Source organism: Aquirufa beregesia (assembly GCF_011090385.1).
Taxonomy (GTDB): Bacteria; Bacteroidota; Bacteroidia; order Cytophagales; family Spirosomataceae; genus Aquirufa; species Aquirufa beregesia.
On sequence record NZ_SEWW01000006.1, the window covers coordinates 1 to 22,534 of the forward strand.

The window sequence follows — 22,534 nt, forward strand, 5'->3', positions numbered from 1 at the left end:
GTGAACCCCCAAAAGAACCAAACGATAAATATGTACAGGGGTTACTTTTTTAAAAACAATAAAATACCTCCAATTTCATAGCAATCAAGTAGTTTTACGGAAATCAAAAACGTTTAGGACAGTATTGGTCCTTAATCATTAATAATATCTTTTACCAAGTGAAACATATGGTTAGTCATGAACTGCTTTATTTCGTATTCTCTTTCTCTTCTTTTTGCATAGCTGAATAACTTAGTGAAATTAATAGCATAATTGTTAAGAGCATTTTCATAAATGTGAATCAATTCACCACCTTGCAGATAATAGAAAAGGCGCTCTTCAGCGAACAGGTCAACGAGTATTTTCTCTAGGCTAGGAGTGTAGAAGTTGAGCTTTTTTTCAGTTCGTTTAATCAGCGGTGCTCTTGTGAGTAACTTCTTAACTATGATTGGTTGATTACTTTCAGCTATGTAAAAATCAATGACTTTATCGTCTGGGGTCAGAAAAACTTCCTTATGCAAATTGTCTTTTAAAGCATAGAACATTGATTCTTCAAATCCTTTTTCCACTTCGATAAACAAAGTTGATTTGCTCGTTTGGTGTTGCACAAATTCATTCAGCCAAACCGTATCCCAAACACAGTGTTTGACTTCGTCAAACTTTTCGGATATTTGTTTGGCAATTCTGAGCATATTGGGAGAGATGTCCGGTTTGTATTTAGATTTATAAGAGATTACATACAATCCTCTTTTGAGAGGCTTAATGATATTTCTGTTTTTCAGGTCATAGATTCTCCACCCGAAAGTTCCTTCTTTCAGTTCAGGTTCGAAGTAACGGTAAAAATGAAAGAGTTCTTCCCGTGTAAAAGCCTCTTTATCCTTGAATTCTTCGACCAATCTCTTCTCTAGTATTTTAGGCATTGTTGACCCATTTTTTGCCAAATATAGGCATTTCTAGTTTAATTTAGAAATCAAAAAAACGCCAGTAGATAATGAAATTTGGCAAAATTTGGATCTTTGCAAAACTTGGGTTGTGGGATGGAAGATAAATTTTAAAAATGCAAGCTGGATACGCTTTTTTCTATTAACTGTCACAACAGCAAAACATGGCCAGCTAGGTTCTCTGCCCGCTTGGTCGACATGGTCAGTATATCGTATCCATTTTTGGTCATTGCCTTGCTGTATTGTCTATCTTTTTAGCATTGGAACGGTTTCGGGCTTTGCGTTCGGGCGGGATTGCGTGGCTACGTCTGTATCAACCGAGACAAACCTTGCTCGCAGGAACTGCACTTGCAAAACCTCTAAAATCCGCATTGCGTATGAGCTGTTGCTAGCGGTTTGTTGATTTTTTATATCAGACAGGCAATTCCCTTTTTATTTGTTACAAGAAACGAAAATGTCAACCTCCGCATTGCTCCAATCTTTACTTCGTTCATCATAAACTTCGAAGTCATACTTATAAGTTCTATTTATTCCTGAACTCCAAATGCGTTTCCAAGCATCTGAAATACAACCCGTCATTTTCCCTTTTGCTGTTACTTTAAAGTAATTCTCAGAAGGAATAAGTAAACTATCCATACCCTTTGGTGTTGTTTCAGTGTCAATTGCCACTTTGCAACCAATAAAGTACGAAAACAGTCTGGTGTCATCTCCTTCATAGTCAAAATAGACAGAATAAATTTCTTCACCCAACTTGTTTGGTATTATTTCTACAATATTCTCTGTCTCAAATTTCTGCCATAAGTTACCACAGTCAATACTTGATTGCCCACCTTCATTTGTCGTTTTCTTGTTAAGTTTGAGTCCAATCAATTTGAACTCAGAAATATTTGTCCTATCCATATTTATTTATAATTTGTTAACTCATTTATGCTTAATGATTTAAGGCTCGCCCATACAATGCCCGGTGATTCACTTATCCCCGAAACGATCTTTCGTTTACCCTTCCAATCTTGAGTGAATGAACAAAGGCTTGTTTCGTTTTATTAATTCCGAATTTATTCAATTTAAATTATAAATAATCCAATATTCAGATTATTTACTGAATGGTCATATTAGCCACATAAATGGAATTCCCCCAACGCTGTCAAGGTTTAAAACCTTGCCAGCGTTAGGGACAAACCTAGCATTTTTCAACCAAAAACAAGGGTATCTTCCCACAGATTATCAGTAGATCGATATTTTTTCACCCTTTTGTAGATGCATGGAATCTTCCTATCTTTAATTCCATAAACCATTACTATGAAATCATTTTTCCTGTTCGCTAGTTTAGCGATGTTCGGCTTTTTTGCTCAAGCCCAAGTTAGTAAAGCTCCTGCCTATCCACTCATCACCCATGACCCCTATTTCAGTGTTTGGTCTTTTACCGATCAATTAAATCAATCGGTGACACGGCACTGGACTGGCTCCGATCAATCTTTAGTTGGCTTATTGGAAGTAGACGGAAAAACCTACCAATTTTTAGGTGCCTTACAATATCCCTCTACCGGCATTGTTGCCCATGCTGAAAATAATCAGCCCATTGAGGTTCAATTCACAGAGACCAAACCTGCTGAGGATTGGATGACCTCCCACTTCAATGATGTCTATTGGAATAAGGGAAAATTGCCTTTTGGTAAAGGTTGGGACAATAAATGGAATACGCCTTGGAACACTAAAAACATTTGGGTGAGAAGAGCTTTTGATCTACAAGACTTCGACATCGATCAATTAATCCTTCAACTGCGCCATGATGATGACGTTGAAGTTTACCTCAATGGCTACCCGGTATATTCTTGCGAAAACTGCCATACCAAGCAATTGAAAGACTATCCATTAAGTGATCTCATAAAAAGCAAGCTGAAAAAAGGCAAAAATATCTTGGCCATTCATTGCATGAATCCTGTCGGAAATTCTTGGCTGGATGCCGGTTTTGCGAAACAATCTCGCTCCACTCAGTCGAATCTAGCGATTCAAAATTCGGTTCAAATCACCGCTACCCAGACTAGCTACCAGTTTACCTGTGGGCCTGTTAAATTACAGGTGAATTTTCTTTCTCCGCTCTTGGCTTCCAACCTCGACTTGCTTTCAAGACCGGTTTCTTATATCAATTTCGGCATACAATCCACCGATAATAAAACACATAAAACCAAAATCACTTTTGGCTTGTCTTCAGATATTGCCAAAAATGAAAAAGAACAAATTGTCCAAGTCAGCACGGGCAAAAAAGGCAATGTTCGTTATTTGAAAACGGGGCTTAATCAACAAAAAGTGTTAAATAAAGTGGGCGACGATGTACGAATCGACTGGGGATATGCCTATTTAGCGACCAATCAAGCTAAGCAGCAATTGAAGACTCTCTCTCAATCTCAGCTGATGAGCCTTGCCGACGGAAAAAAAACTTCTAGTGAATCGAGCAGTACGGATTATTTGGTTGCCTCTTGGGATATAACAGCCACTAAATCCAATCAAAATTCGAGCATCATGCTGGCTTATGATGATTTGTATTCCATCCAGTATTTCCAGAAAAATTTACAAGCTTGGTGGAAAAAGAACTTTGCCAGCATGGATGATTTGCTAGTAAGAGCTGCGAAAGAATACCCGAGTATTCTTGTTCAATGCAAAAACTTCGACAAACAGTTATTTCAAGAAGCGTTACTAGCGGGAGGGAAAGAATATGCGGAACTTTGTGTAGCCGCCTACAGACAATCCCTCGCTGCGCATAAATTAGTCCGAGGGGAAAAAAATGAGGTGCTTTTCCCTCAAAAAGAAAACTTCAGTAATGGTTCTATTTGGACGGTGGATGTCACCTATCCTTCTGCCCCTTTGAGCCTCCTATACAATACCAAATTACTGCGTGGTATGGTGGAGCCTTTGATCTATTACAGTGAAAGTGGCCAATGGAAAAAACCTTTCCCAGCACATGACATTGGTACCTATCCTTTGGCAAATGGACAAACCTACCCTGAAGATATGCCCGTGGAAGAAGCAGGAAATATGATTTTGTTGACAGCTGCCATCTGCAAAGAAGAAAACAGCACGCAAATAGCCAAAGCCCATTGGCCTACCCTAACCCGATGGGTGGATTTTTTAGTGAAAGATGGCTTAGATCCTGCCAATCAATTATGTACGGATGATTTTGCAGGACATTTGGACCGCAATGCTAACCTGTCCATCAAAGCGATTGTTGGGATTGGGTCCTATGCTCAGATGGCCCGAAATATGGGTTTAAAAAGCACGGCTGATTCCATGCAAAAAATTGCTCAAAAATATGCCTTGAAATGGGTGGAGATGGCAGATGAAGGAGATCATTATGCTTTGACGTTTAACAAAAACAATACTTGGAGTCAAAAATACAATTTGGTTTGGGACAAATTATTAGGGCTAAATTTATTCCCGAGATATGTGTACGAAAAAGAAATGGCCTATTATTTGAAGAAACAAAACACCTATGGTTTGCCTTTGGACAGTAGAAAAACGTATACCAAAAGTGATTGGATTATGTGGACTGCCACACTTTCTGACAAACCTGCTGAATTCAAGGCTTTGGTACATCCTATCTATCAATTCATGCAAGAAAGTCCGTCGCGCGTGCCTTTGAGCGACTGGCATGAAACAACTAATGGTAAACAAGTAGGTTTCCAAGCTAGAAGTGTAGTTGGTGGCTATTTCATCAAAATGTTGGAACAACGTTGGGCCAAACGTAAAAAGAAATAAAATCCATGCAAGAACTTGTTTGTACCACTCCATTTGAATGGAAATATCAAGAATCGGAAAGACCAACTTTGAAAGATGGCATGGCCATTCTTAAAATTAAACAAGTAGGTATTTGTGGAACAGATTTGCATGCCTTTGAGGGGACACAACCATTTTTTTCCTATCCACGCATCTTAGGACATGAATTTGTCGGTGAAATCGTAGAAATAAGTTCCGGATCAAATTATCGAATTGGGTCCTTAGTCAGTGTCATTCCTTATTATTCCTGCGGAAAATGCGTGGCCTGTCGACAAGGCAAAACCAATTGCTGTCAGACTCTGAGTGTATTAGGTGTACATGAAGACGGCGCTATGAGAGAGTATTTACAAGTTCCCATAGACGCTTTGGTCTATGATGAACAGCTCAGTCTTGACGAATATACCTTATTAGAACCTTTGTCGATCGGTGCCCATGGGGTTCGGCGAGCTGAAATAAAAAAAGATGATTGGGTCTTGGTGGTGGGTGCAGGTCCCATTGGATTAGGAGTCATGGAAATGGCACGCATTGCAGGTGGGCAAGTAATTGCCTTGGACGTGAATGCGGGCCGATTGGATTTCAGTAAAAATGTATTGGGGATTTCACACACCGTTCAAGTGGGTCAAGAGGATGTGATGGCCCGCTTACAAGAAATTACCCAAGGTGACATGCCGCAAGTGATCATTGATGCCACAGGAAATAAAAAAGCCATAGATCATAGTTTCCAATACATGGCACATGGAGGAAAATATATTTTGGTGGGTTTACAATTAGGCCATGTTCTATTCTCTCATCCTGAATTCCATAAGCGAGAGGGGACTTTGATGAGTAGTAGAAATGCCACTCGGAATGATTTTGAATGGGTGATGGATTGTATGAAAAAAGGATTAATACATACCAAAGACTTCATTACGCACCGTACTAAATTCAAAGATGTTTCATCGCACTTTGAATCCTTTTTAGATCCTACTCAAGCGGTGATCAAGGCGGTAGTTGAGTTTGATTCTTAAAACAATATAAAGGGAATGCTAGTTAGAAAGGCATATTCCATCCTAAATGCCTGAGTCCATCATATCCATTCAACATCTTTCCAAAAGCTTTGGCTCTTTCCAAGCTGTGAAGGATGTCAGCTTTCAGGTCTTCAAAGGAAATGTTTTTGGATTTCTAGGACCCAATGGGGATTGCCCGAGCAGCTTATGTTTACGGTAGATGTCAAAAAGTTTAAAGTTCCCAAAGGTGTCGTGGTGGATATCAATAAAACCCAAACCGTAGATACGCAAAAACAAGTAGCTAAGACGGGTGAAATTTTCCAATTATTAAGATAAATCAAGGAATAGCTGCTTCCATATTTTAAAATTAAAATCATGATTGCCCATTTAGCCGACATCGAATCGATGGAAAAATCGTTTCGGACAAACTTAATCAATCATCTAACTGGAGGAAAGGCGGTTCATTTAATTGGAACGTATAATGAGCATCATCAATCCAATTTGGCCATTTTTAGTAATGTGATACATATAGGAGCCTACCCCGCGATGATTGGTGTATTATTTAGGCCCATTGGTGAGAATAGTCATACGTATAAAAATATTCAAGCGAACAAACAATTTACGCTGAATCAAATTCCCCTTTCCATGGTTCAGCAGGCCCATCAGACATCTGCCAGATATCCATTTGGCACATCTGAATTTGAAGCATGTGAAATAGAAGAAGAGACAATCCCCGAATTTGATGGGCCTTTTGTCAAGCATAGTTTGATCAAGATGGGACTTATTTGGGAAGAAGAACATCTGATCAAATCAAATCAAACCGTTTTATTAGTCGGCAAAATCCAATATATTTCCATAGAAGATTCCATACTTCTGCCAGATGGTCATATTGATTTGGGTTTAGCTCAGAGCCTAAGTGCAGGAGGGTTGGACACTTATTATCAATTAAACCAATTGACTCAATTCCCTTATGCCAAGGTTTTGGCAGATGCATCCCATGAACCTAGAAGAAATTCGTGATTACGCCCTGAGTCTTCCACAGTCCGAAGAAAGTCTTCCATTTGGACCAGACAATTTAGTTTTCAAAGTCAACAATAAAATGTTTTTGTTGCTTTCATTGGATGAAATCCCCGTACGATTTAATGTTAAATGTGACCCAAATAGGGCTATTGAGCTGAGAGAAGAATTCCCTGACAGTGTTTTACCGGGTTACCATATGAACAAAAAACATTGGAATACCATTGTGGTCAATGGCCAAATCGCTTTTGCTACCTTGAAACAGATGATTGCGGATTCTTATGCCTTAGTATTGAAAAAATAAGCATTCGCTCCGGCCTAACGCTGGCAAGGTTTGGAACCTTGACAGCGTTGCGCGACACAGAGCGAACGATTAAAAAAATGATTTGTTGTCCAAGAAATAGATAATTAAGCTAAAGCTTTTCTCAGTACTTCGACACTTTTTCTGACCCCTGAATAGGCATTTTCTTTGCCTTCAAATTCAATGGAAATATAGCCTTGGTAATTTACCTTCTTTAAGATAGCAATAATCCGTTTGTAGTCTAATTCCAAGGAATACCATTCGCCTCCGCCATAATATGTTTTGGCCTGAACAAAACTGGCTTTAGTAGCTATTTTCTCTAATTTGTCATAAGGATCTTCCAAGAAATTTCCTGTATCCATTAATAAACCCAACCAAGGAGAATTAACTGTATCATGGATACGCAACATTCCTTCAGGAGTTGAACCTAATCCCCAATGGTTCTCCAAGGCTAGCAATACCCCACATTCCTCTGCTTTGGCTAAACAACGTTGAATCCCTTCCACACACCATTTATACCCATCGTCTTCGGTATAGCCTGGCAAAATAGGCTCTATCCCTCTGTTTTTCATTAAATCATCAAACGACTTAATGGTATTCCACCTTCCTGTATTTAAACGCAAACAAGGTATCCCCATTTTATAGGCCAATTCAATGCAATGTATTGTATGATCGACATGCTTTTTTAATTCCTCTTTATCCGGCGTTACAAATCCCTGATGAATAGATAAACAGGTTAATGCTATTCCATTCAAAAATGCATGTTTCTTGATTTTTTGCAAATAGGCATTGTCCTCACTTTCCATTTGTCTGTGCAATACATCTATTCCTTCCAATCCCAATGCAGCCGCATCATCAATCACTTTTTCAATGGGAAATTTATCCCCCTTGAAATGCCAATAAGAATAACTAGATACACTCAATTTGATTTTGGACTGTAATTTAGGTACCACTATTTTATCTTGTATTGGGGGCATGCCAGTGGCTAAGCCCGTCAATAAGGAGGATTGTAAAAAATCACGTCTTTCCATTTTTCTGTTTTAGGTATGATTACTCAATTTAAAATTTCCTTTGATCAAATGCATCAAATAGCTAAAAATTTAATTGATTGCTGTTCTAAATGATTCTGAAAACATGACCATTCGGTAATAATTTGCCGAAAATTACCTTTTAATATACGTTTCAACAGGCATTTTAGTAAATTTAAACTCTAGCAAAACTTCATGAATCTACCATACAAATTCCTTTCCTATCTTTTTGCTGCATCGATTTATCTATTCTGCTTGCCCACTTGGGCACAAAACCAACGTACTGCTACTTGGCAAATAAATGGTTTTAAGAAACTAGATACGGCTAATCCTATCTTAATTCCAGATATAAAACAGCAGTTTTTGTGCCCCATTCAAGGTAAAGCCGTAGCTTGGGAAAATAAAAATGTACTGAATCCCACTGCTTTAATCAAAAATGGAAAAGTTCATTTACTCTATCGTGCTCAGGATTCATTAGGCACATCTAGGATTGGTCTAGCCATTAGTGAGGATGGCATTCATTTCAAAAAAATGCCTCAACCCATACTTTTTCCGGAGCAAGATGCATTTAAAAAATACGAGTGGCCAGGAGGTATCGAAGACCCACGTATCGTTCAAACGGAGGATGGCAATTATTTGATTACCTATACCTCCTATGATGGAAAAACTGCTCGTTTATGCTTTGCTACCTCTACTGATTTAATCCATTGGAAAAAAATGGGGCCTATGCTCCAAGATTCCAAATACATAGACCTTTGGTCAAAATCGGGTGCCATAGTCGTCAAACAAGAAGGGACAATGATGGTTGCCACAAAAATAGATGGCTACTACTGGATGTATTTTGGAGATACCGATTTGTTTATGGCTCAATCTAAAGACCTGATTCATTGGAATGTATTAGAAGACGCAGAAAACAAACAAAAAATTTCGGTGCTTCAACCGAGAAAAGGCTATTTCGACAGTCGTTTGGTAGAGCCTGGCCCCTATGCTTTAATTCAAAAGTCAGGTATTCTGCTTATTTACAACAGCAGCAATGCGGCCAATTTCAATGATTTAACTTTCCCAAAATTTACTTACAGTGCTGCACAAGCTTTATTTCATGTGGATAGGCCTTATCAGTTAATCCAGCGTTCCAATACGCCATTCATTTGGCCCAATAAAGTATACGAACAAATAGGCGAAGTGAATGAAGTTTGTTTTGTGGAAGGTTTGGTTCCTTTTCATTCCCTTTGGTTTTTATATTATGGCACGGCCGATTCTAAAATTGCTGTAGCAACTAGTCCTCAAAAATGATGCAGACCAAAATCCCCCTTATAGGCATTCATCATATAGCCATTATTTGTTCCAATTATGCCATATCCAAACAATTTTATACCGAAATACTCGGATTTGAAATCATACGTGAAGTGTATCGAAAAGAAAGAGATTCCTACAAACTAGACTTAAGCTTTCAAGGGATTTACTACCTGGAGTTATTTTCTTTTTCTGAAACTCCTGCCCGACTATCCAGACCCGAAGCATGTGGACTGAGACATCTAGCATTTGAGGTATCCAATTTGGACGAAACAGTACATATTTTAGGGCAGAAAGGACTTCCGTGTGAAGAAATCCGAGTCGATGAATTTACAGAAAAGCGCTTTACCTTCACGAGTGACCCTGATCATTTACCCATTGAATTTTACGAGAGATGAATCGAATAGAAAAGAAACCCATAGCCTACTTAGGCTTCGAATTTGTCAGTAAAACATACCTGAAAGCAGGAGAAAGTGAATTCGATCTTCGTAATAAAAATATCCAGCTTTCCGACTACCGGCCTCTGGCTACTCGTGAAATTGAAATCTTAGAAGCCAATTTTAATGAAGCGGAAAACTGGAAAGATATTCAGGTTAAGCCAGGCTTTAACCCGTCCCTCATTAAAAATTGTCGGTTTTTTGGCATCATCCGAATTGGGATATTAGAACATGTTTATTTGGAATTCAAAAACCTTAGAATGCCTGTCGGTATTTACAATAGTACGATCATAAGTAGTGATATTGGCGACAATATCAGTATTGATCGAGTAAATTTATTATCCAATTATCAAATTGGCAATGAGGTTATGATACTTCAAGTCAATGAATTAGCCACCACACCAACTGCCAAATTTGGTAATGGTATTGTGAAAGAGGGAGAAGAAGAACGTATCCGGATCTGGCTAGAACTTGGAAATGAAAATGGGGGCAGAAAAGTGATTCCATTTGTTGGGATGCGTCCTGCTGATGCCTATTTATGGACTCAAGATCGGGATGATGAGAAACTTCAAGCCCAATACAAAGCGCTAACTCAAGCCGAATTTTCGACCAAAAGAGGATACTATGGCCAAATTGGTGACCGTACCGTGATTAAAAATACGGGAATCATCAAGGATGTCAACATGGGCTCAGACACTTACATTAAGGGTGCCAATAAATTAAAAAACTTGACCATTATTTCATACCCTGAAGCCAATACCCAAATAGGCGAAGGTTGTGAACTTGTCAATGGTATTATTCACGAGGGTTGTCGGATTTTTTACGGAGTCAAGGCGGTTCGTTTTATATTAGCGGCTCATTCCCAACTGAAATATGGTGCTCGTTTAATTAACTCCTTTTTAGGTAGTAATTCTACTATTTCATGCTGTGAGGTATTAAATGCACTCATTTTCCCAGCCCATGAACAACATCATAATAATTCATTCCTTTGCGCAGCTATCATCAAAGGTCAAAGTAACATGGCAGCTGGTGCTACACTGGGTTCCAACCATAACAGTCGGGGTGCGGATGGGGAATTACAAGCGGGCAGAGGGTTTTGGCCAGGTCTTTCTATTAGCTTAAAACACAATTCTAAATTTGCTAGCTTCAATCTGATTTCGAAAGGAAATTATCCAGCAGAAATTCAAAATCCCCTGCCTTTTTCTTTGATTGGTAACGACGATGCATCGGGAGGTTTATTAATCATAGCGGCGTATTGGTTCCAATATAACTTATATGCCTTGGCAAGAAATGCATGGAAATTTGCCAATCGTGACCAAAGAATTAATAAAAACATGCTTTTGGAATATGATTTCTTAGCACCAGATACCATAGAGGAAATATTACATGCCATCCAACTTTTAGAGAAATGGGTGGGAGATTCTCTACCTGAAAAGACACAAAATGCTGGAAAAAAATGGTTGGAAAATCCTGCCCATGAAAACATTAGCATGGATGTTTGGGCTACGGGAATTGAAAATTCCAAACGCAAAAGTAAAATCGCGAAAAGTTACCGAGCCTACCACATATTTAAAGACTTAATCTATTACCATGCCTTCCAAGAATGGCTTTTGACTCAGGAAAGAAATCCCACGACACCTGCCAGAGAGCTCCTAATAAAAGCCTCCAACAAGTCCATCTCAACTTGGGAAAATCTAGGTGGACAATTATTCCCGACAGAAGCAGTGGATCATCTGAAATCAAATATTCGTTCTGGAAAAATTAATTCTTGGAATCAAGTACATCAGTTTTACCAAGATCAAGCAGATCAATATCCTGATCTTAAATTTCAAAATGCTTTAGCTGCTTTGACAATAATCCAGTCGGAAGATTTAAGTGATCTAACTTTCATTCAACAATGGAAAAATAAAGCAATCGAAGTTTCTGAGTTCATAGCCAAAGGAATTGAAAACTCACGAGCTAAAGATTTCCAAGATCCATTCCGCAAAGCCATGTTCCACAACCAAAAAGAAATGGAACAGGTGATTGGAGATTGGAAGGAAAATGATTTTATCTTACAGGCACAGAAGACTCATGAAGCATTTGTAAAAAGAATTATAGATTATAAATTGTAGATTATTTTTTAATGAAACATCAAAAAAAGAGCCTCAAATGATATTTGAGGCTCTTTTCTCTACTAATAAAGCGATTAAGGCTTATTGGAATCTACTGGTAAGCGTTGCTCTCTGTTCGATATTTCCCAGGCCATATAGAATACTAAACGACCCACTTTTTGAACTTGGTCAAATTCAATTTTCTCAATGTCATCACCCGGTTGGTGATAATCCTCATGAACACCATTGAAAAAGAATGCTACGGGGATATTGTGTTTCGCAAAGTTGTAATGATCTGAACGGTAGTAAAAACGGTTTGGATCATTTGGATCATTGAATTTAAAATCCAATTCTAAACCAATGTGTTTTTTATTTTGCTCTTCCAAAACGGCTCTTAACTGAGAAGACAATTTATCTGAACCAATTTCATAGATATAATCTGGTTTACCAATGTGTTCATCATCATAGCGGCCTACCATATCAATGTTCAAATCACACACGGTATTGGCTAAAGGAAACAAAGGATGATTCGAATAATACTCAGAACCTAACAAACCTTTTTCTTCACCGGTTACTGTCATAAACAAAATACTTCTACGTGGGCGATGACCTTCGGCAGCGGCCTTTCCAAATGCTTCAGCCAGCTCCATCACGGTTACTGTACCAGAACCATCGTCATTGGCTCCATTATTAATGCGTCCATCCGCTGAAACGCCAATGTGATCATAGTGTGCTGTTATTACTAGTACTTCTGATTTTTTATCGGTGCCTTCCAAAAACCCAACAACGTTGTAGGTATCCACGGGACTTTCGGTACTTTCAATTTTCAACTCCATGACCCCAGCCTTAAACTTGCTAGCAATTGATTTTTTCTCCGTTGAAACCTTAGTTTTGAAAGCCTCTAGTGCAGCTACATCGGTATCCAATAATTGAGCCGCCATAGCCGATGAAATCAATATTACAGGGAATTCCGCGTCTTTATTTTGAGTTTCATCTTTCAATACCATACGCTCATTTCCAAAACGCTTCATCATCGCCTGGCGCTGATTCAGTTGAGCACTGAATGTTTTCTCGTCTTTATCCGTGATGACAATCAAACCAATAGCACCTGCTGCCTTGGCCAATTTCATTTTTTCTCTCCAGCCTGTCGCCTTACCAAAAGCCGAAGGATCTTTGGAGCCAGAAAGCACATAATTTCCTGCTTGATCTTTAGCTTCACCGTCAATGACCACCACCATGGCCCCTTTGGCTTTCAACTTATCAAAATCAGTAAAAGCACCTTGTTGCACCCCATAACCAGCAAAAACAGTGGGAGTTTTTGTTCCAGCAGCCACCGGAGCTAAGGCATAAGCCATAAAATCCGATAAATATCCATAGGATTTACCTTTGATTTGAGCCGCCACATTGGTCCAAGCCCGATTGACTAAGTCAACTTTTTGGAAATAACTGCCTTGAACTGGTGCTAATCCTACTGCCTTGAAATGGTTAGCAATGTAATTCGCTGCTACTTTTTGTTCAGCCGAACCCGTATTTCTACCTTTCAAGCTATCTGAAGCAATAAAAGTCAAATGTTTTTTCAAATCTTCTGCCTTTATGCTGTATGCATAAGGAACAGGATTTGATTGAGCTAAAAGGCTCAATGGGATAAGTTTTGCAACTAAAAAAAGTGCTAAAACCGAATAGTAAGTCTTTTTCATTTTGTTGAGGAAAAAATTAAGTTCGCAAGTTAAGAATTGAAAAATAAATCCCATAAAAAGTTTAATTTTACAACGTTTTTTCACATAAATTTCGCCTTCATCCTATGATCCCCAATTTCAAATACAGGGAAGATTTTTCATTGCGTCACAACAATTCAAATCCAACTGATATCGCTGCCATGTTAAAAACCATTGGCGTAGACAGTCTGACTACTTTAATTCAACAAACTGTTCCTCAGCCCATCCGTTTAGCGCAAGGCTTACGACTGCCAAATCCAAAAACTGAGTTTGAATTTTTACGTGATTTCAAACAGATTATGGGGCAAAATAAAATCTTCAAAAGCCATATTGGATTGGGTTATTACGATACCATAGTGCCTTCCGTTATTTTAAGAAATATCCTGGAAAACCCTGCTTGGTATACGGCTTATACTCCTTATCAAGCAGAAATTGCCCAAGGACGTCTGGAAATGTTATTGAATTACCAAACCATGATCATTGATTTGACAGGAATGGAACTGGCCAATGCCTCCCTTTTAGATGAAGGAACAGCTGCTGCTGAAGCGATGACCATGTTACATGGTCAAAGACCCGCAGAAAGAAATCAGGCGGAATCTATTTTTGTATCAGAACTGTGTTTACCTCAAACCATCGACGTGCTCAAAACGAGAGCAGAACCTCTAGGAATCGAGGTGGTGGTAGGTAATCACCTGAACTTGGATGTAACTGATTCCCAATATTATGCCATCGTTTTGCAATACCCTGCCAGCAATGGTGAGGTTTTTGACTATACTGCACTGATTGATTCAGCCAAAGAAAATGGACTTCAAGTAGTGGTAGCTGCTGATTTATTAGCCCTAACCATCTTAACTCCTCCTGGTGAAATGGGAGCAGATGTGGTAGTAGGTAGTTCACAACGTTTTGGTGTTCCTATGGGATTTGGTGGACCACATGCCGCCTTCTTTGCTACCAAAGAAAAGTACAAAAGAAACATCCCTGGTCGTATCATTGGGGTATCCATTGACGCCGAAGGAAATAGAGCCTTGCGCATGGCGCTTCAAACGCGCGAACAACATATTCGTAGAGAAAAAGCGACTTCCAATATTTGTACAGCTCAAGTACTTTTATCTATCATGGCGGCTGCTTATGCCATTTACCATGGACCAGAAGAATTAAAAAATAAAGCCACGAAAATTTACGGGCTAACCGAATTATTAGCTGCTGGTGTTCAAAAATTAGGCTTTAGCTTAGAAAACACACATCACTTTGATACGATAACCGTCATTACGGGAGAATATACCGAAGAAATTAGAGAAATAGCTGAAGCATCGGAGCGAAACTTCCGCTATTTCAGAAATGATAACAGTAAATTAAGTATCTCTTTAGATGAAACGACACAAGAAGAAGATGTAGTTGAAATACTAGGATTCTTCCAACGTGTTAAAATGGAAGGAATTGGAGGAGAGGAAATGAGTATAACTTGGAGAATCCCTGCCAAATTAACTCGTCAAAGCTCCTTTTTAAGCCATGAAATTTTTAATCGTTATCATTCCGAACATGGCATGCTGCGTTATTTAAAATCATTGGAATCCAAAGATTTATCCATGGTGCACTCCATGATTTCATTAGGTTCTTGTACCATGAAATTAAATGCCACCACGGAAATGATTCCTGTTACATGGCCAGAGCTAGGCAAGATTCATCCTTTTGCGCCAGCTAGTCAGACACGTGGTTACCAGCGTTTAGTCATGGAATTGAACGACTGGTTATGTGAAATCACAGGATTTGCGGCCATGTCGATGCAACCCAATTCAGGAGCACAAGGAGAATATGCTGGATTAATGGTTATTCGTGCTTACCATGCTTCTCGCGGGAATTCTCACCGAAATGTAGCCTTAATTCCTTCCTCAGCTCACGGAACCAATCCTGCATCGGCTGTAATGGCGGGTATGAAAGTGATTGTAACAGGTTGTGATGCCAATGGTAATATTGATGTAGAACAATTAAGAACCAAAGCCATTGAACACAAAGACGACTTGGCCTGCTTGATGGTAACTTACCCAAGTACGCACGGTGTTTTTGAAGAGTCCATCAAAGAAATTTGTGAAATCATCCATGAAAATGGAGGACAAGTTTATATGGATGGCGCCAACATGAATGCCCAAGTGGGATTAACTTCTCCCGCGACGATTGGGGCAGATGTTTGCCATTTGAATTTACATAAGACATTCTGTATCCCTCACGGAGGTGGTGGACCTGGTATGGGACCTATTGGCGTAGCCAAGCAATTAGTTCCATTTTTACCTGGCCACGTTATGACAGACTCGGCAGAAGCGGATAGCCATGGAGCAGTATCAGCGGGTCCAGTAGGTTCAGCTAGCATCCTAGCTATTTCTTATGCTTACATCGCTATGATGGGTGGAGAAGGTTTAACTCGGGCTACTGAAACCGCAATTTTAAATGCCAATTACATTAAAGCAAAATTGGAAACTAAGTTTCCCATTCTTTATACAGGTTCTCATGGTCGTTGCGCCCATGAAATGATTGTAGATTGTCGACCTTTCAAAGCCAGTGTCGGTATAGAAGCCGAAGATATAGCGAAGCGTTTAATGGATTATGGTTTCCATGCTCCTACCTTGTCTTTCCCTGTGGCTGGAACTTTGATGATTGAACCAACAGAATCTGAAAACAAAGAAGAGCTAGATCGTTTCTGCAATGCTTTATTGAGTATTCGTGCCGAAATCCAAGAAATTGAAGACGGACTTGCAGATAAGAGCAATAATGTGTTGAAAAATGCACCCCATACTCAAAGTGTGGTTTTGATTGGCGATTGGAATCGCCCATACAGCAGGGAGAAAGCCGTTTTCCCATTAGCATATGTGAAAGCAAATAAATTCTGGCCAAGCGTATCCCGCATTGATTCGGCCTATGGTGATCGCAACCTAATCTGTGCTTGCGAACCTATTAGCAGTTATATGGAGCAATAATTTTTTGATTTTTCGTTAACCTCGACAGCGTTTTAAACGCTGTCGAGGTTAAGCGGAAGGGTGGATTTTTTTATCAAAAAAAATTAGTATGCTTGCATAACATTTCAAAATTTAATTAACTTTACGCGCTTACGTTTTTTAATTAAAAACATAATTCAAATGAATCGTTCGATCAAAAAAGTTGCCATTTTAGGTTCTGGCATCATGGGTTCCCGAATTGCATGTCACTTTGCCAATATTGGTGTAGATGTATTGCTTCTGGACATTGCTCCTAAAGAACTAACCGCCGAAGAAACAGCCAAAGGCCTGAGTTTGACGCATCCTCTCGTTAAAAATCGCATTGTTAATCTTGCATTTCAACAAACGTTAAAATCGAAGCCTGCTTCCTTGTACGTGAGTGATTTCGCCAAACGCATCAAACTGGGAAATTTTGATGATAACTTAAAGGATATTGCATCGGCAGATTGGATCATGGAGGTCATTGTAGAGAATTTGGATATCAAAAAATCCTTATTCGAAAAAGTAGATGCTATCCGAACCAAAGGTACTTTGATTAGCTCCAATACTTCAGGTATTCCCATCCATTTAATGGCGGAAGGAAGAAGTGAAGACTTCCAAAACCATTTCTGTGGCACACACTTTTTTAACCCTCCGCGTTATTTACGCTTATTGGAAATTATCCCTACACCTAAAACATCCCCAGATGTCATCCAATTTTTATTGGGATTTGGTCAAACAAACCTAGGTAAAACCACTGTGCTTTGTAAAGACACCCCTGCCTTTATCGCCAACCGGATTGGAGTTTATTCCATGATGCAAACGATGAAAGTAGTGGAAGAATTAGGTTTAACGGTGGAGCAAGTGGATAAATTGACTTCCAAAGTAGTAGGTCGACCAAAGTCCGGAACCTTCCGTTTATCGGATGTCGTGGGATTGGACACGACTGTTCATGTAGCCAACAATTTGTACAAAGCCGTAGCCAATGATGAAAGTAAAGACATTTTCATCTTGCCGAAGATGCTCCAGAAACTCATGGAGAACAAGTGGCTTGGAGATAAGACCGGGCAAGGATTTTACAAAAAAATAAAAAATGCTCAAGGTAAAACAGAAATTTTAAGCCTTGATTTACAAACATTTGAATATAGAGCAGCTCAAAAAGTTTCCTTTGAAACCTTAGATCGCTCCAAAGCCATTGATGCTTTACCAAAGCGATTTGAAATACTCCTTTCTGGAAAAGATTTAGCGGGCGAATTTTACCGCAGAACCATATTAGATGGTTTCCGTTACGCTTCACATCGCATACCTGAAATTGCAGATGATTTAGTAAAAATTGATCAAGCCATTTGCGCCGGATTTGGTTGGGAACTGGGCATTTTTGAAACATGGGATGCCTTGGGCGTTCAAAAGGGGCTTGATTTAATGCGTGAAAATGGCATGGAAGCAGCTGGCTGGGTTTTAGAAATGGCTCAAAAAGGATTCACCAGTTTCTACAAAAATGAAGGAGGAAAACGACTTTATTATGACCTTACTTCAAAAAATTATCGTGCGATTGAGGGAATTGAAAATCAAATTTTCCTTAGCAGCTTAAAGCCCGACAAAATAGTTTACCAAAACGATGATGCGACCATCCTTGATTTAGGTGATGATATCATATGCCTAGAATTCCACTCCAAAATGAATACCATGGGTCAAGGGGTATTGGAAGGAATTCAAAAGGCCATTGACCTAGCTGAAAAAAATTACCGAGGATTAGTGATTGGAAATGAAGGGGTTGAAGCCTTCTCTGCTGGTGCCAATTTGGGTATGCTATTCATGTTTGCGGCCAATCAAGAATTTGATGAAGTCAACAATATGATTGCGGTATTCCAAAATACCATGATGCGTGTCCGTTATTCATCCATTCCAGTGGTAGTGGCACCTCATACCTTAGCTTTGGGTGGGGGTTGTGAAATTAGCTTACATGCCGATAAATTAGTGGCACATGCTGAAACCTACATGGGATTAGTGGAAGTAGGGGTTGGTTTGATTCCTGCGGGTGGTGGAACAAAAGAAATGGCCATGCGCATGGGTGATGCTCGTCAGGCTGGTGATGTTGAACTTAATCGACTTCAACAGGCCTTTATGAACATCGCAACAGCAAAAGTAAGTACATCGGCATATGAGGCCAAAGAGATGAATTACTTGCGTCCTTTTGACCGAATCGTTTTGAACCGTAGCCAACTCATTGCCGAAGCTAAAAGAGAAGCCTTAGCATTAGCAGATGCCGGTTATGTACAAAAACAACAGCGTTCGGATGTTTGGGTGGAAGGAAAACAAGGATTAGCTCTATTTAAAGCTGGAATCTTCAGTATGAAGATGGGTAATTACATCTCCGAACACGATTCTTTAATTGCCAACAAATTGGCTTATGCTATTTGCGGTGGTGATTTGGATAGCCCACAATTGGTGACAGAGCAGTATTTGTTGGATCTAGAAAGGGAGGCTTTCTTATCACTTTCAGGAGAAAAGAAAACATTAGAACGTATCAGTAGTCTATTAAACGGTGGCAAACCACCAAGAAATTAATCCATTCAAAATCAATTGATTATGAACGCATATATCATTGCTGGTTACAGAACAGCTGTAGCCAAAGCCAATAGAGGAGGTTTTCGTACCGTTCGCCCTGATACGTTAGCAGCCGAAGTTATCAAACATTTGGTCGCTCAAGTTCCCAACTTAGACCCTAGTCGAGTAGATGATCTCATTGTAGGAAATGCTATACCTGAAGCGGAGCAAGGGATGCAAATGGCTAGATACATTTCTCTTTTGTCATTGCCTAAAAACGTTCCAGGTTTTATCATCAATCGCTATTGTGGATCAGGCTTAGAAGCCATAGCACTTGCCTCGGCCAAAGTGAGCTCAGGCATGGCAGATTGTGTGATTGCTGGCGGAACTGAATCCATGACCATGTTACCCATGTTAGGCCACAAAACGGTCTTGAATTATGACTTAGCTTCAGAGCATCCCGACTATTACATCGGTATGGGATTAACAGCCGAGGCAGTAAGTAAAAAATATGAAGTAACTAGGGAGGAACAAGATAACTTTGCTTACCAATCTCATCTTAAAGCTCTTGCAGCTATCAAGGATGGTAAGTTCGCTTCTGAAATTGTTCCCATTAGCGTAACAGAGAATTATTTTGATGCCAAAGAAGGTAAAAAGAAAACACGTACTTCCATCATAAGTCAGGATGAAGGTCCAAGAGCTGATACCACGCTGGAAGCTTTAGCTAAATTGAAACCTGTTTTTGCAATGGGTGGAACAGTAACAGCAGGGAATGCATCACAAACCTCGGATGGTGCGGCATTTGTGATGGTCGTTTCTGAAAAATTCTTAAAAGAATTGAATGTACAGCCAATTGCCAGAATGGTAAGTTATGCCACGGCTGGTGTAGAACCTAGCTTGATGGGAATTGGTCCAGTAGAAGCTATCCCAATCGCCTTGAAAAAGGCGGGCTTACTATTGGATAATATTGAGCAAATTGAGTTGAACGAGGCCTTTGCAGCACAATCTTTGGCCGTTATCAAAACCTTAGGAATAGATTCTAGTCGAGTAAATGTCAATGGTGGAGCCATTGCACTCGGTCACCCACTGGGATGTTCGGGTGCCAAATTATCCATTCAATTATTTAATGAAATGCGTCGTAGAAATCAAAAATACGGTATGGTCACGGCCTGTGTAGGTGGTGGACAGGGTGTCGCAGGAATCTATGAATTACTATAAATCCAGGTAATTGATTAAGAATATCAAGTATTAGGTTCCATTTTAGCGAATAAAATGGAACCTTTGTTTTTTACTAATTTGCTAAGATTTATTAATCTTTATTAAGATTTGACAACTTTTAAAAAGTTGTCAAATCTAATCTAAGTGTCATGTCAAATTCAAGTGTCTAATCTTTCCCTTCCCCCTATGACTACCCAGCAATACATTGACCTAGAAGAAAAGTACGGTGCTCACAATTACCATCCGCTACCTATCGTCTTAGAAAAAGGCCAAGGGGCCATCGTTTGGGATGTGGATGGAAAAGAATACCTCGATTTCTTATCTGCTTATAGTGCTGTGAATCAAGGACATTGTCACCCCAGGTTATTGAATGCCATGATGAAACAAGCGCAACAATTAACTTTAAGTTCTAGAGCATTTCATAATAACCAACTGGGTTTAGCCGAAAAAAAACTGGCCTATAAATTTGGCTACGACAAAGTCTTATTCATGAATACCGGCGTGGAAGCAGGTGAATCCGCCATCAAATTGACCCGAAAATGGGGCTATGAAGTGAAAGGGATACCTAGCAATCAAGCACAAATTATTGTGGCTGAAGGGAATTTTTGGGGTAGAACCATAGCGGCCATCTCTGCTTCAAATGATCCACAAAGCTATACCAACTTCGGGCCATTTTTACCTGGATTCATTAAAATTCCTTATAATGATCTAGAGGCATTGGAATCAGCTTTGAAAAACCCACATGTAGCAGGTTTTATGGTGGAACCCATTCAAGGGGAAGCAGGTGTCATATTACCTGACTCGGACTACTTAAAAAAGGCAAGTGAACTTTGTCAGACAGCCCAAGTTTTGTTCATCGCCGACGAAATTCAAACTGGTTTAGGTAGAACGGGCGCATGGCTAGCCTGTGATCATGAAAATGTAAAACCCGATATATTACTTCTTGGAAAAGCTCTTTCAGGTGGATTCATGCCTGTTTCGGCCGTGCTTTGTCGAGATGAAATCATGCTAACTTTGAAACCAGGTGAACATGGTTCCACCTTTGGAGGAAATCCCCTCGCCTGTGCCATTGCTTCAGAGGCCATTGATATTTTAGAAGATGAACAGTTAGTGAAAAATGCCCAAATCAGAGGAAATCAATTGATGAGCTTTTTACATGATTTAGCCAATAAAAGCCCACTAATCAGAGAGATCAGAGGTAAAGGTCTCCTATGTGCTATTGAAATAAATACGGAGGAAGAAAGTCCTATTGCTTGGAAAATCTGTTTATCTATGATGCGGTCAGGCTTATTAGCTAAACCAACCCATGGCAATAAAATCCGTCTGGCTCCTCCCCTATGTATTTCAGAATTTGACATAAAAAAAGCCTGCCAAATCATTGAGCAGACTTTCGCAAACTGGAAATCGTAAAGCTTATTTTATCTCAAAACAACGCATAGATATACCTCCATAAACCAATTCATCATAGGTATAATGAACCTCCTCTCCTTTTCTAGCTAAGGCCAAAGAATACAACATAGGAATATAGTGGTCTGGGGTAGGAACAGATTCCATACCACCTGGAGCGCCTTCGTAATGTATCAAAGCACTCAAGTCCTTATCCTGAATTTTTTGACTAGACCAAACATCAAATTCCTGTGCCCAATCATAGCCAAATGACTCTCGGCCATTTCCCAAATTGGCTATACTTGCCCGTAAATTGTGAACGATATTTCCGCTGCCTAAAATCAATACCCCTCTTTCTCGTAAAAACTGTAATTCTTGAGCTAAACTGACATGGTATTCCAAAGGTTGCCCATAATCAATAGAAACCTCAAAACAAGGAATCTCAGCTTTTGGAAACAAATGACATAACACCGTCCATGCCCCGTGATCCAATCCCCATTCTGTAGTTGCCTGAATGGTAGTACTGTGCGAAGCCAGCCTATTGGCCTCCTCAGCATCTCCCACTGCGGGATAGGGAAAAGTATGCAAAGCTGGTGGAAATCCACCAAAATCATATATAATCTTAGGTTTCTCACTGGCTTGTACAAAAGTCCCTCGAGTTAACCAATGGGCGGAAATGATTAAGACCGCCTTGGGAGTGTTATGCTCCAAAGCGGTCTTACCTAATTGATTTAAATGCTGCGTAAAAGGACTATCTGCCAATGCATTCATAGGACTACCATGACCTACAAACCATACTGGCTGTATGTGATTGGTTTTTTCCAAAGAAAATAATTCCTTAGGCAATATTGTCATC

17 protein-coding genes are annotated in these 22,534 nt (G+C 39.6%); 12 read left to right on the forward strand and 5 right to left on the reverse strand.

What is annotated here, in order from left to right; genetic code table 11:
- Nucleotides 1-131: 131 nt before the first annotated feature.
- Complete coding sequence (locus tag EWU23_RS09850) at nt 132-899, reverse strand: DUF6577 family protein (protein ID WP_166231644.1); 768 nt, start codon at nt 897-899, stop codon at nt 132-134.
- Between the two features lie 453 nt (nt 900-1,352).
- Nucleotides 1,353-1,820: a GyrI-like domain-containing protein gene (locus tag EWU23_RS09855; RefSeq protein ID WP_166231646.1), complete on the reverse strand. Its 468-nt coding sequence runs from the start codon at nt 1,818-1,820 to the stop codon at nt 1,353-1,355.
- 399 nt (nt 1,821-2,219) lie between these two features.
- Here EWU23_RS09855 and EWU23_RS09860 point away from each other — a divergent pair, with 399 nt between their 5' ends.
- The 5 genes from EWU23_RS09860 to EWU23_RS09880 all read left to right on the forward strand — a co-directional run bounded on the left by EWU23_RS09860 (nt 2,220) and on the right by EWU23_RS09880 (nt 6,998).
- Complete coding sequence (locus tag EWU23_RS09860) at nt 2,220-4,673, forward strand: glutaminase family protein (protein ID WP_166231649.1); 2,454 nt, start codon at nt 2,220-2,222, stop codon at nt 4,671-4,673.
- 5 nt (nt 4,674-4,678) lie between these two features.
- Complete coding sequence (locus EWU23_RS09865; protein WP_166231651.1) at nt 4,679-5,698, forward strand: zinc-binding alcohol dehydrogenase family protein; 1,020 nt, start codon at nt 4,679-4,681, stop codon at nt 5,696-5,698.
- 171 nt (nt 5,699-5,869) lie between these two features.
- Entirely contained in the window at nt 5,870-6,013 is a 144-nt protein-coding gene (locus EWU23_RS09870; RefSeq protein ID WP_166231653.1) for a hypothetical protein, read from the forward strand.
- Between the two features lie 39 nt (nt 6,014-6,052).
- Nucleotides 6,053-6,697: a flavin reductase family protein gene (locus tag EWU23_RS09875; RefSeq protein ID WP_166231655.1), complete on the forward strand. Its 645-nt coding sequence runs from the start codon at nt 6,053-6,055 to the stop codon at nt 6,695-6,697.
- Entirely contained in the window at nt 6,675-6,998 is a 324-nt protein-coding gene (locus EWU23_RS09880; protein WP_166231657.1) for an MmcQ/YjbR family DNA-binding protein, read from the forward strand. The genes EWU23_RS09875 and EWU23_RS09880 overlap by 23 nt, the downstream gene beginning before the upstream one ends.
- A 104-nt stretch (nt 6,999-7,102) precedes the next feature.
- On the opposite strand, the gene EWU23_RS09885 is transcribed toward EWU23_RS09880, so the two are convergent.
- Nucleotides 7,103-8,026 (reverse strand): sugar phosphate isomerase/epimerase family protein, encoded by a 924-nt coding sequence (locus EWU23_RS09885; RefSeq protein WP_166231659.1) that lies wholly within the window; start codon nt 8,024-8,026, stop codon nt 7,103-7,105.
- A gap of 192 nt (nt 8,027-8,218) precedes the next feature.
- On the opposite strand from EWU23_RS09885, the gene EWU23_RS09890 reads away from it, so the two are divergent.
- Genes EWU23_RS09890 through EWU23_RS09900 form a run of 3 tightly spaced genes read left to right on the forward strand, consistent with a single transcriptional unit; the run spans nt 8,219 to nt 11,867 of the window.
- On the forward strand, nt 8,219-9,316 hold the full coding sequence (locus tag EWU23_RS09890) for a glycoside hydrolase family 130 protein (RefSeq protein WP_166231661.1): 1,098 nt from the start codon (nt 8,219-8,221) through the stop codon (nt 9,314-9,316).
- A complete protein-coding gene (gene gloA2, locus EWU23_RS09895) occupies nt 9,313-9,714 on the forward strand; it encodes an SMU1112c/YaeR family gloxylase I-like metalloprotein (RefSeq protein WP_235942196.1) in 402 nt (133 codons plus the stop codon). The genes EWU23_RS09890 and gloA2 overlap by 4 nt, the downstream gene beginning before the upstream one ends.
- Nucleotides 9,711-11,867 carry a DUF4954 family protein gene (locus tag EWU23_RS09900; protein WP_166231663.1) on the forward strand — a complete coding sequence of 719 codons (2,157 nt, stop codon included), beginning with the start codon at nt 9,711-9,713 and terminating at the stop codon, nt 11,865-11,867. The genes gloA2 and EWU23_RS09900 overlap by 4 nt, the downstream gene beginning before the upstream one ends.
- 74 nt (nt 11,868-11,941) lie before the next feature.
- Here EWU23_RS09900 and EWU23_RS09905 read toward each other — a convergent pair whose 3' ends face one another.
- A complete protein-coding gene (locus EWU23_RS09905; protein ID WP_166231665.1) occupies nt 11,942-13,543 on the reverse strand; it encodes a M28 family peptidase in 1,602 nt (533 codons plus the stop codon).
- Nucleotides 13,544-13,647: 104 nt separating this feature from the next.
- Between EWU23_RS09905 and gcvP the strand changes: the two genes are divergently transcribed.
- From gcvP to rocD, 4 genes are all read left to right on the forward strand, one after another.
- Complete coding sequence (gene gcvP, locus EWU23_RS09910; protein ID WP_166231667.1) at nt 13,648-16,530, forward strand: aminomethyl-transferring glycine dehydrogenase; 2,883 nt, start codon at nt 13,648-13,650, stop codon at nt 16,528-16,530.
- A gap of 159 nt (nt 16,531-16,689) precedes the next feature.
- Nucleotides 16,690-19,095 (forward strand): 3-hydroxyacyl-CoA dehydrogenase/enoyl-CoA hydratase family protein, encoded by a 2,406-nt coding sequence (locus EWU23_RS09915; RefSeq protein ID WP_166231669.1) that lies wholly within the window; start codon nt 16,690-16,692, stop codon nt 19,093-19,095.
- 21 nt (nt 19,096-19,116) lie between these two features.
- Entirely contained in the window at nt 19,117-20,292 is a 1,176-nt protein-coding gene (locus tag EWU23_RS09920; protein WP_166231671.1) for an acetyl-CoA C-acyltransferase, read from the forward strand.
- Between the two features lie 186 nt (nt 20,293-20,478).
- The gene (gene rocD / locus EWU23_RS09925) at nt 20,479-21,702 is read left to right on the forward strand and encodes an ornithine--oxo-acid transaminase (protein WP_166231961.1); all 1,224 of its coding nucleotides are present in this window, start codon (nt 20,479-20,481) and stop codon (nt 21,700-21,702) included.
- 3 nt (nt 21,703-21,705) lie between these two features.
- Here rocD and EWU23_RS09930 read toward each other — a convergent pair whose 3' ends face one another.
- The gene (locus EWU23_RS09930) at nt 21,706-22,533 is read right to left on the reverse strand and encodes a dioxygenase family protein (RefSeq protein ID WP_166231673.1); all 828 of its coding nucleotides are present in this window, start codon (nt 22,531-22,533) and stop codon (nt 21,706-21,708) included.
- Nucleotide 22,534 lies beyond the last annotated feature (1 nt).

Excerpts from the sequence above, each read along its gene's own strand:
- EWU23_RS09900 (WP_166231663.1), top strand. The coding sequence starts at position 9,711 with ATGAATCGAATAGAAAAGAAACCCATAGCCTACTTAGGCTTCGAATTT.
- EWU23_RS09915 (WP_166231669.1), top strand. The coding sequence starts at position 16,690 with ATGAATCGTTCGATCAAAAAAGTTGCCATTTTAGGTTCTGGCATCATG.
- EWU23_RS09880 (WP_166231657.1), top strand. The coding sequence starts at position 6,675 with ATGAACCTAGAAGAAATTCGTGATTACGCCCTGAGTCTTCCACAGTCC.
- gcvP (WP_166231667.1), top strand. The coding sequence starts at position 13,648 with ATGATCCCCAATTTCAAATACAGGGAAGATTTTTCATTGCGTCACAAC.
- EWU23_RS09890 (WP_166231661.1), top strand. The coding sequence starts at position 8,219 with ATGAATCTACCATACAAATTCCTTTCCTATCTTTTTGCTGCATCGATT.
- EWU23_RS09885 (WP_166231659.1), bottom strand. The coding sequence starts at position 8,026 with ATGGAAAGACGTGATTTTTTACAATCCTCCTTATTGACGGGCTTAGCC.
- EWU23_RS09905 (WP_166231665.1), bottom strand. The coding sequence starts at position 13,543 with ATGAAAAAGACTTACTATTCGGTTTTAGCACTTTTTTTAGTTGCAAAA.
- EWU23_RS09860 (WP_166231649.1), top strand. The coding sequence starts at position 2,220 with ATGAAATCATTTTTCCTGTTCGCTAGTTTAGCGATGTTCGGCTTTTTT.
- EWU23_RS09875 (WP_166231655.1), top strand. The coding sequence starts at position 6,053 with ATGATTGCCCATTTAGCCGACATCGAATCGATGGAAAAATCGTTTCGG.
- EWU23_RS09855 (WP_166231646.1), bottom strand. The coding sequence starts at position 1,820 with ATGGATAGGACAAATATTTCTGAGTTCAAATTGATTGGACTCAAACTT.
- EWU23_RS09850 (WP_166231644.1), bottom strand. The coding sequence starts at position 899 with ATGCCTAAAATACTAGAGAAGAGATTGGTCGAAGAATTCAAGGATAAA.
- EWU23_RS09920 (WP_166231671.1), top strand. The coding sequence starts at position 19,117 with ATGAACGCATATATCATTGCTGGTTACAGAACAGCTGTAGCCAAAGCC.
- gloA2 (WP_235942196.1), top strand. The coding sequence starts at position 9,313 with ATGATGCAGACCAAAATCCCCCTTATAGGCATTCATCATATAGCCATT.
- EWU23_RS09865 (WP_166231651.1), top strand. The coding sequence starts at position 4,679 with ATGCAAGAACTTGTTTGTACCACTCCATTTGAATGGAAATATCAAGAA.
- EWU23_RS09930 (WP_166231673.1), bottom strand. The coding sequence starts at position 22,533 with ATGACAATATTGCCTAAGGAATTATTTTCTTTGGAAAAAACCAATCAC.
- rocD (WP_166231961.1), top strand. The coding sequence starts at position 20,479 with ATGACTACCCAGCAATACATTGACCTAGAAGAAAAGTACGGTGCTCAC.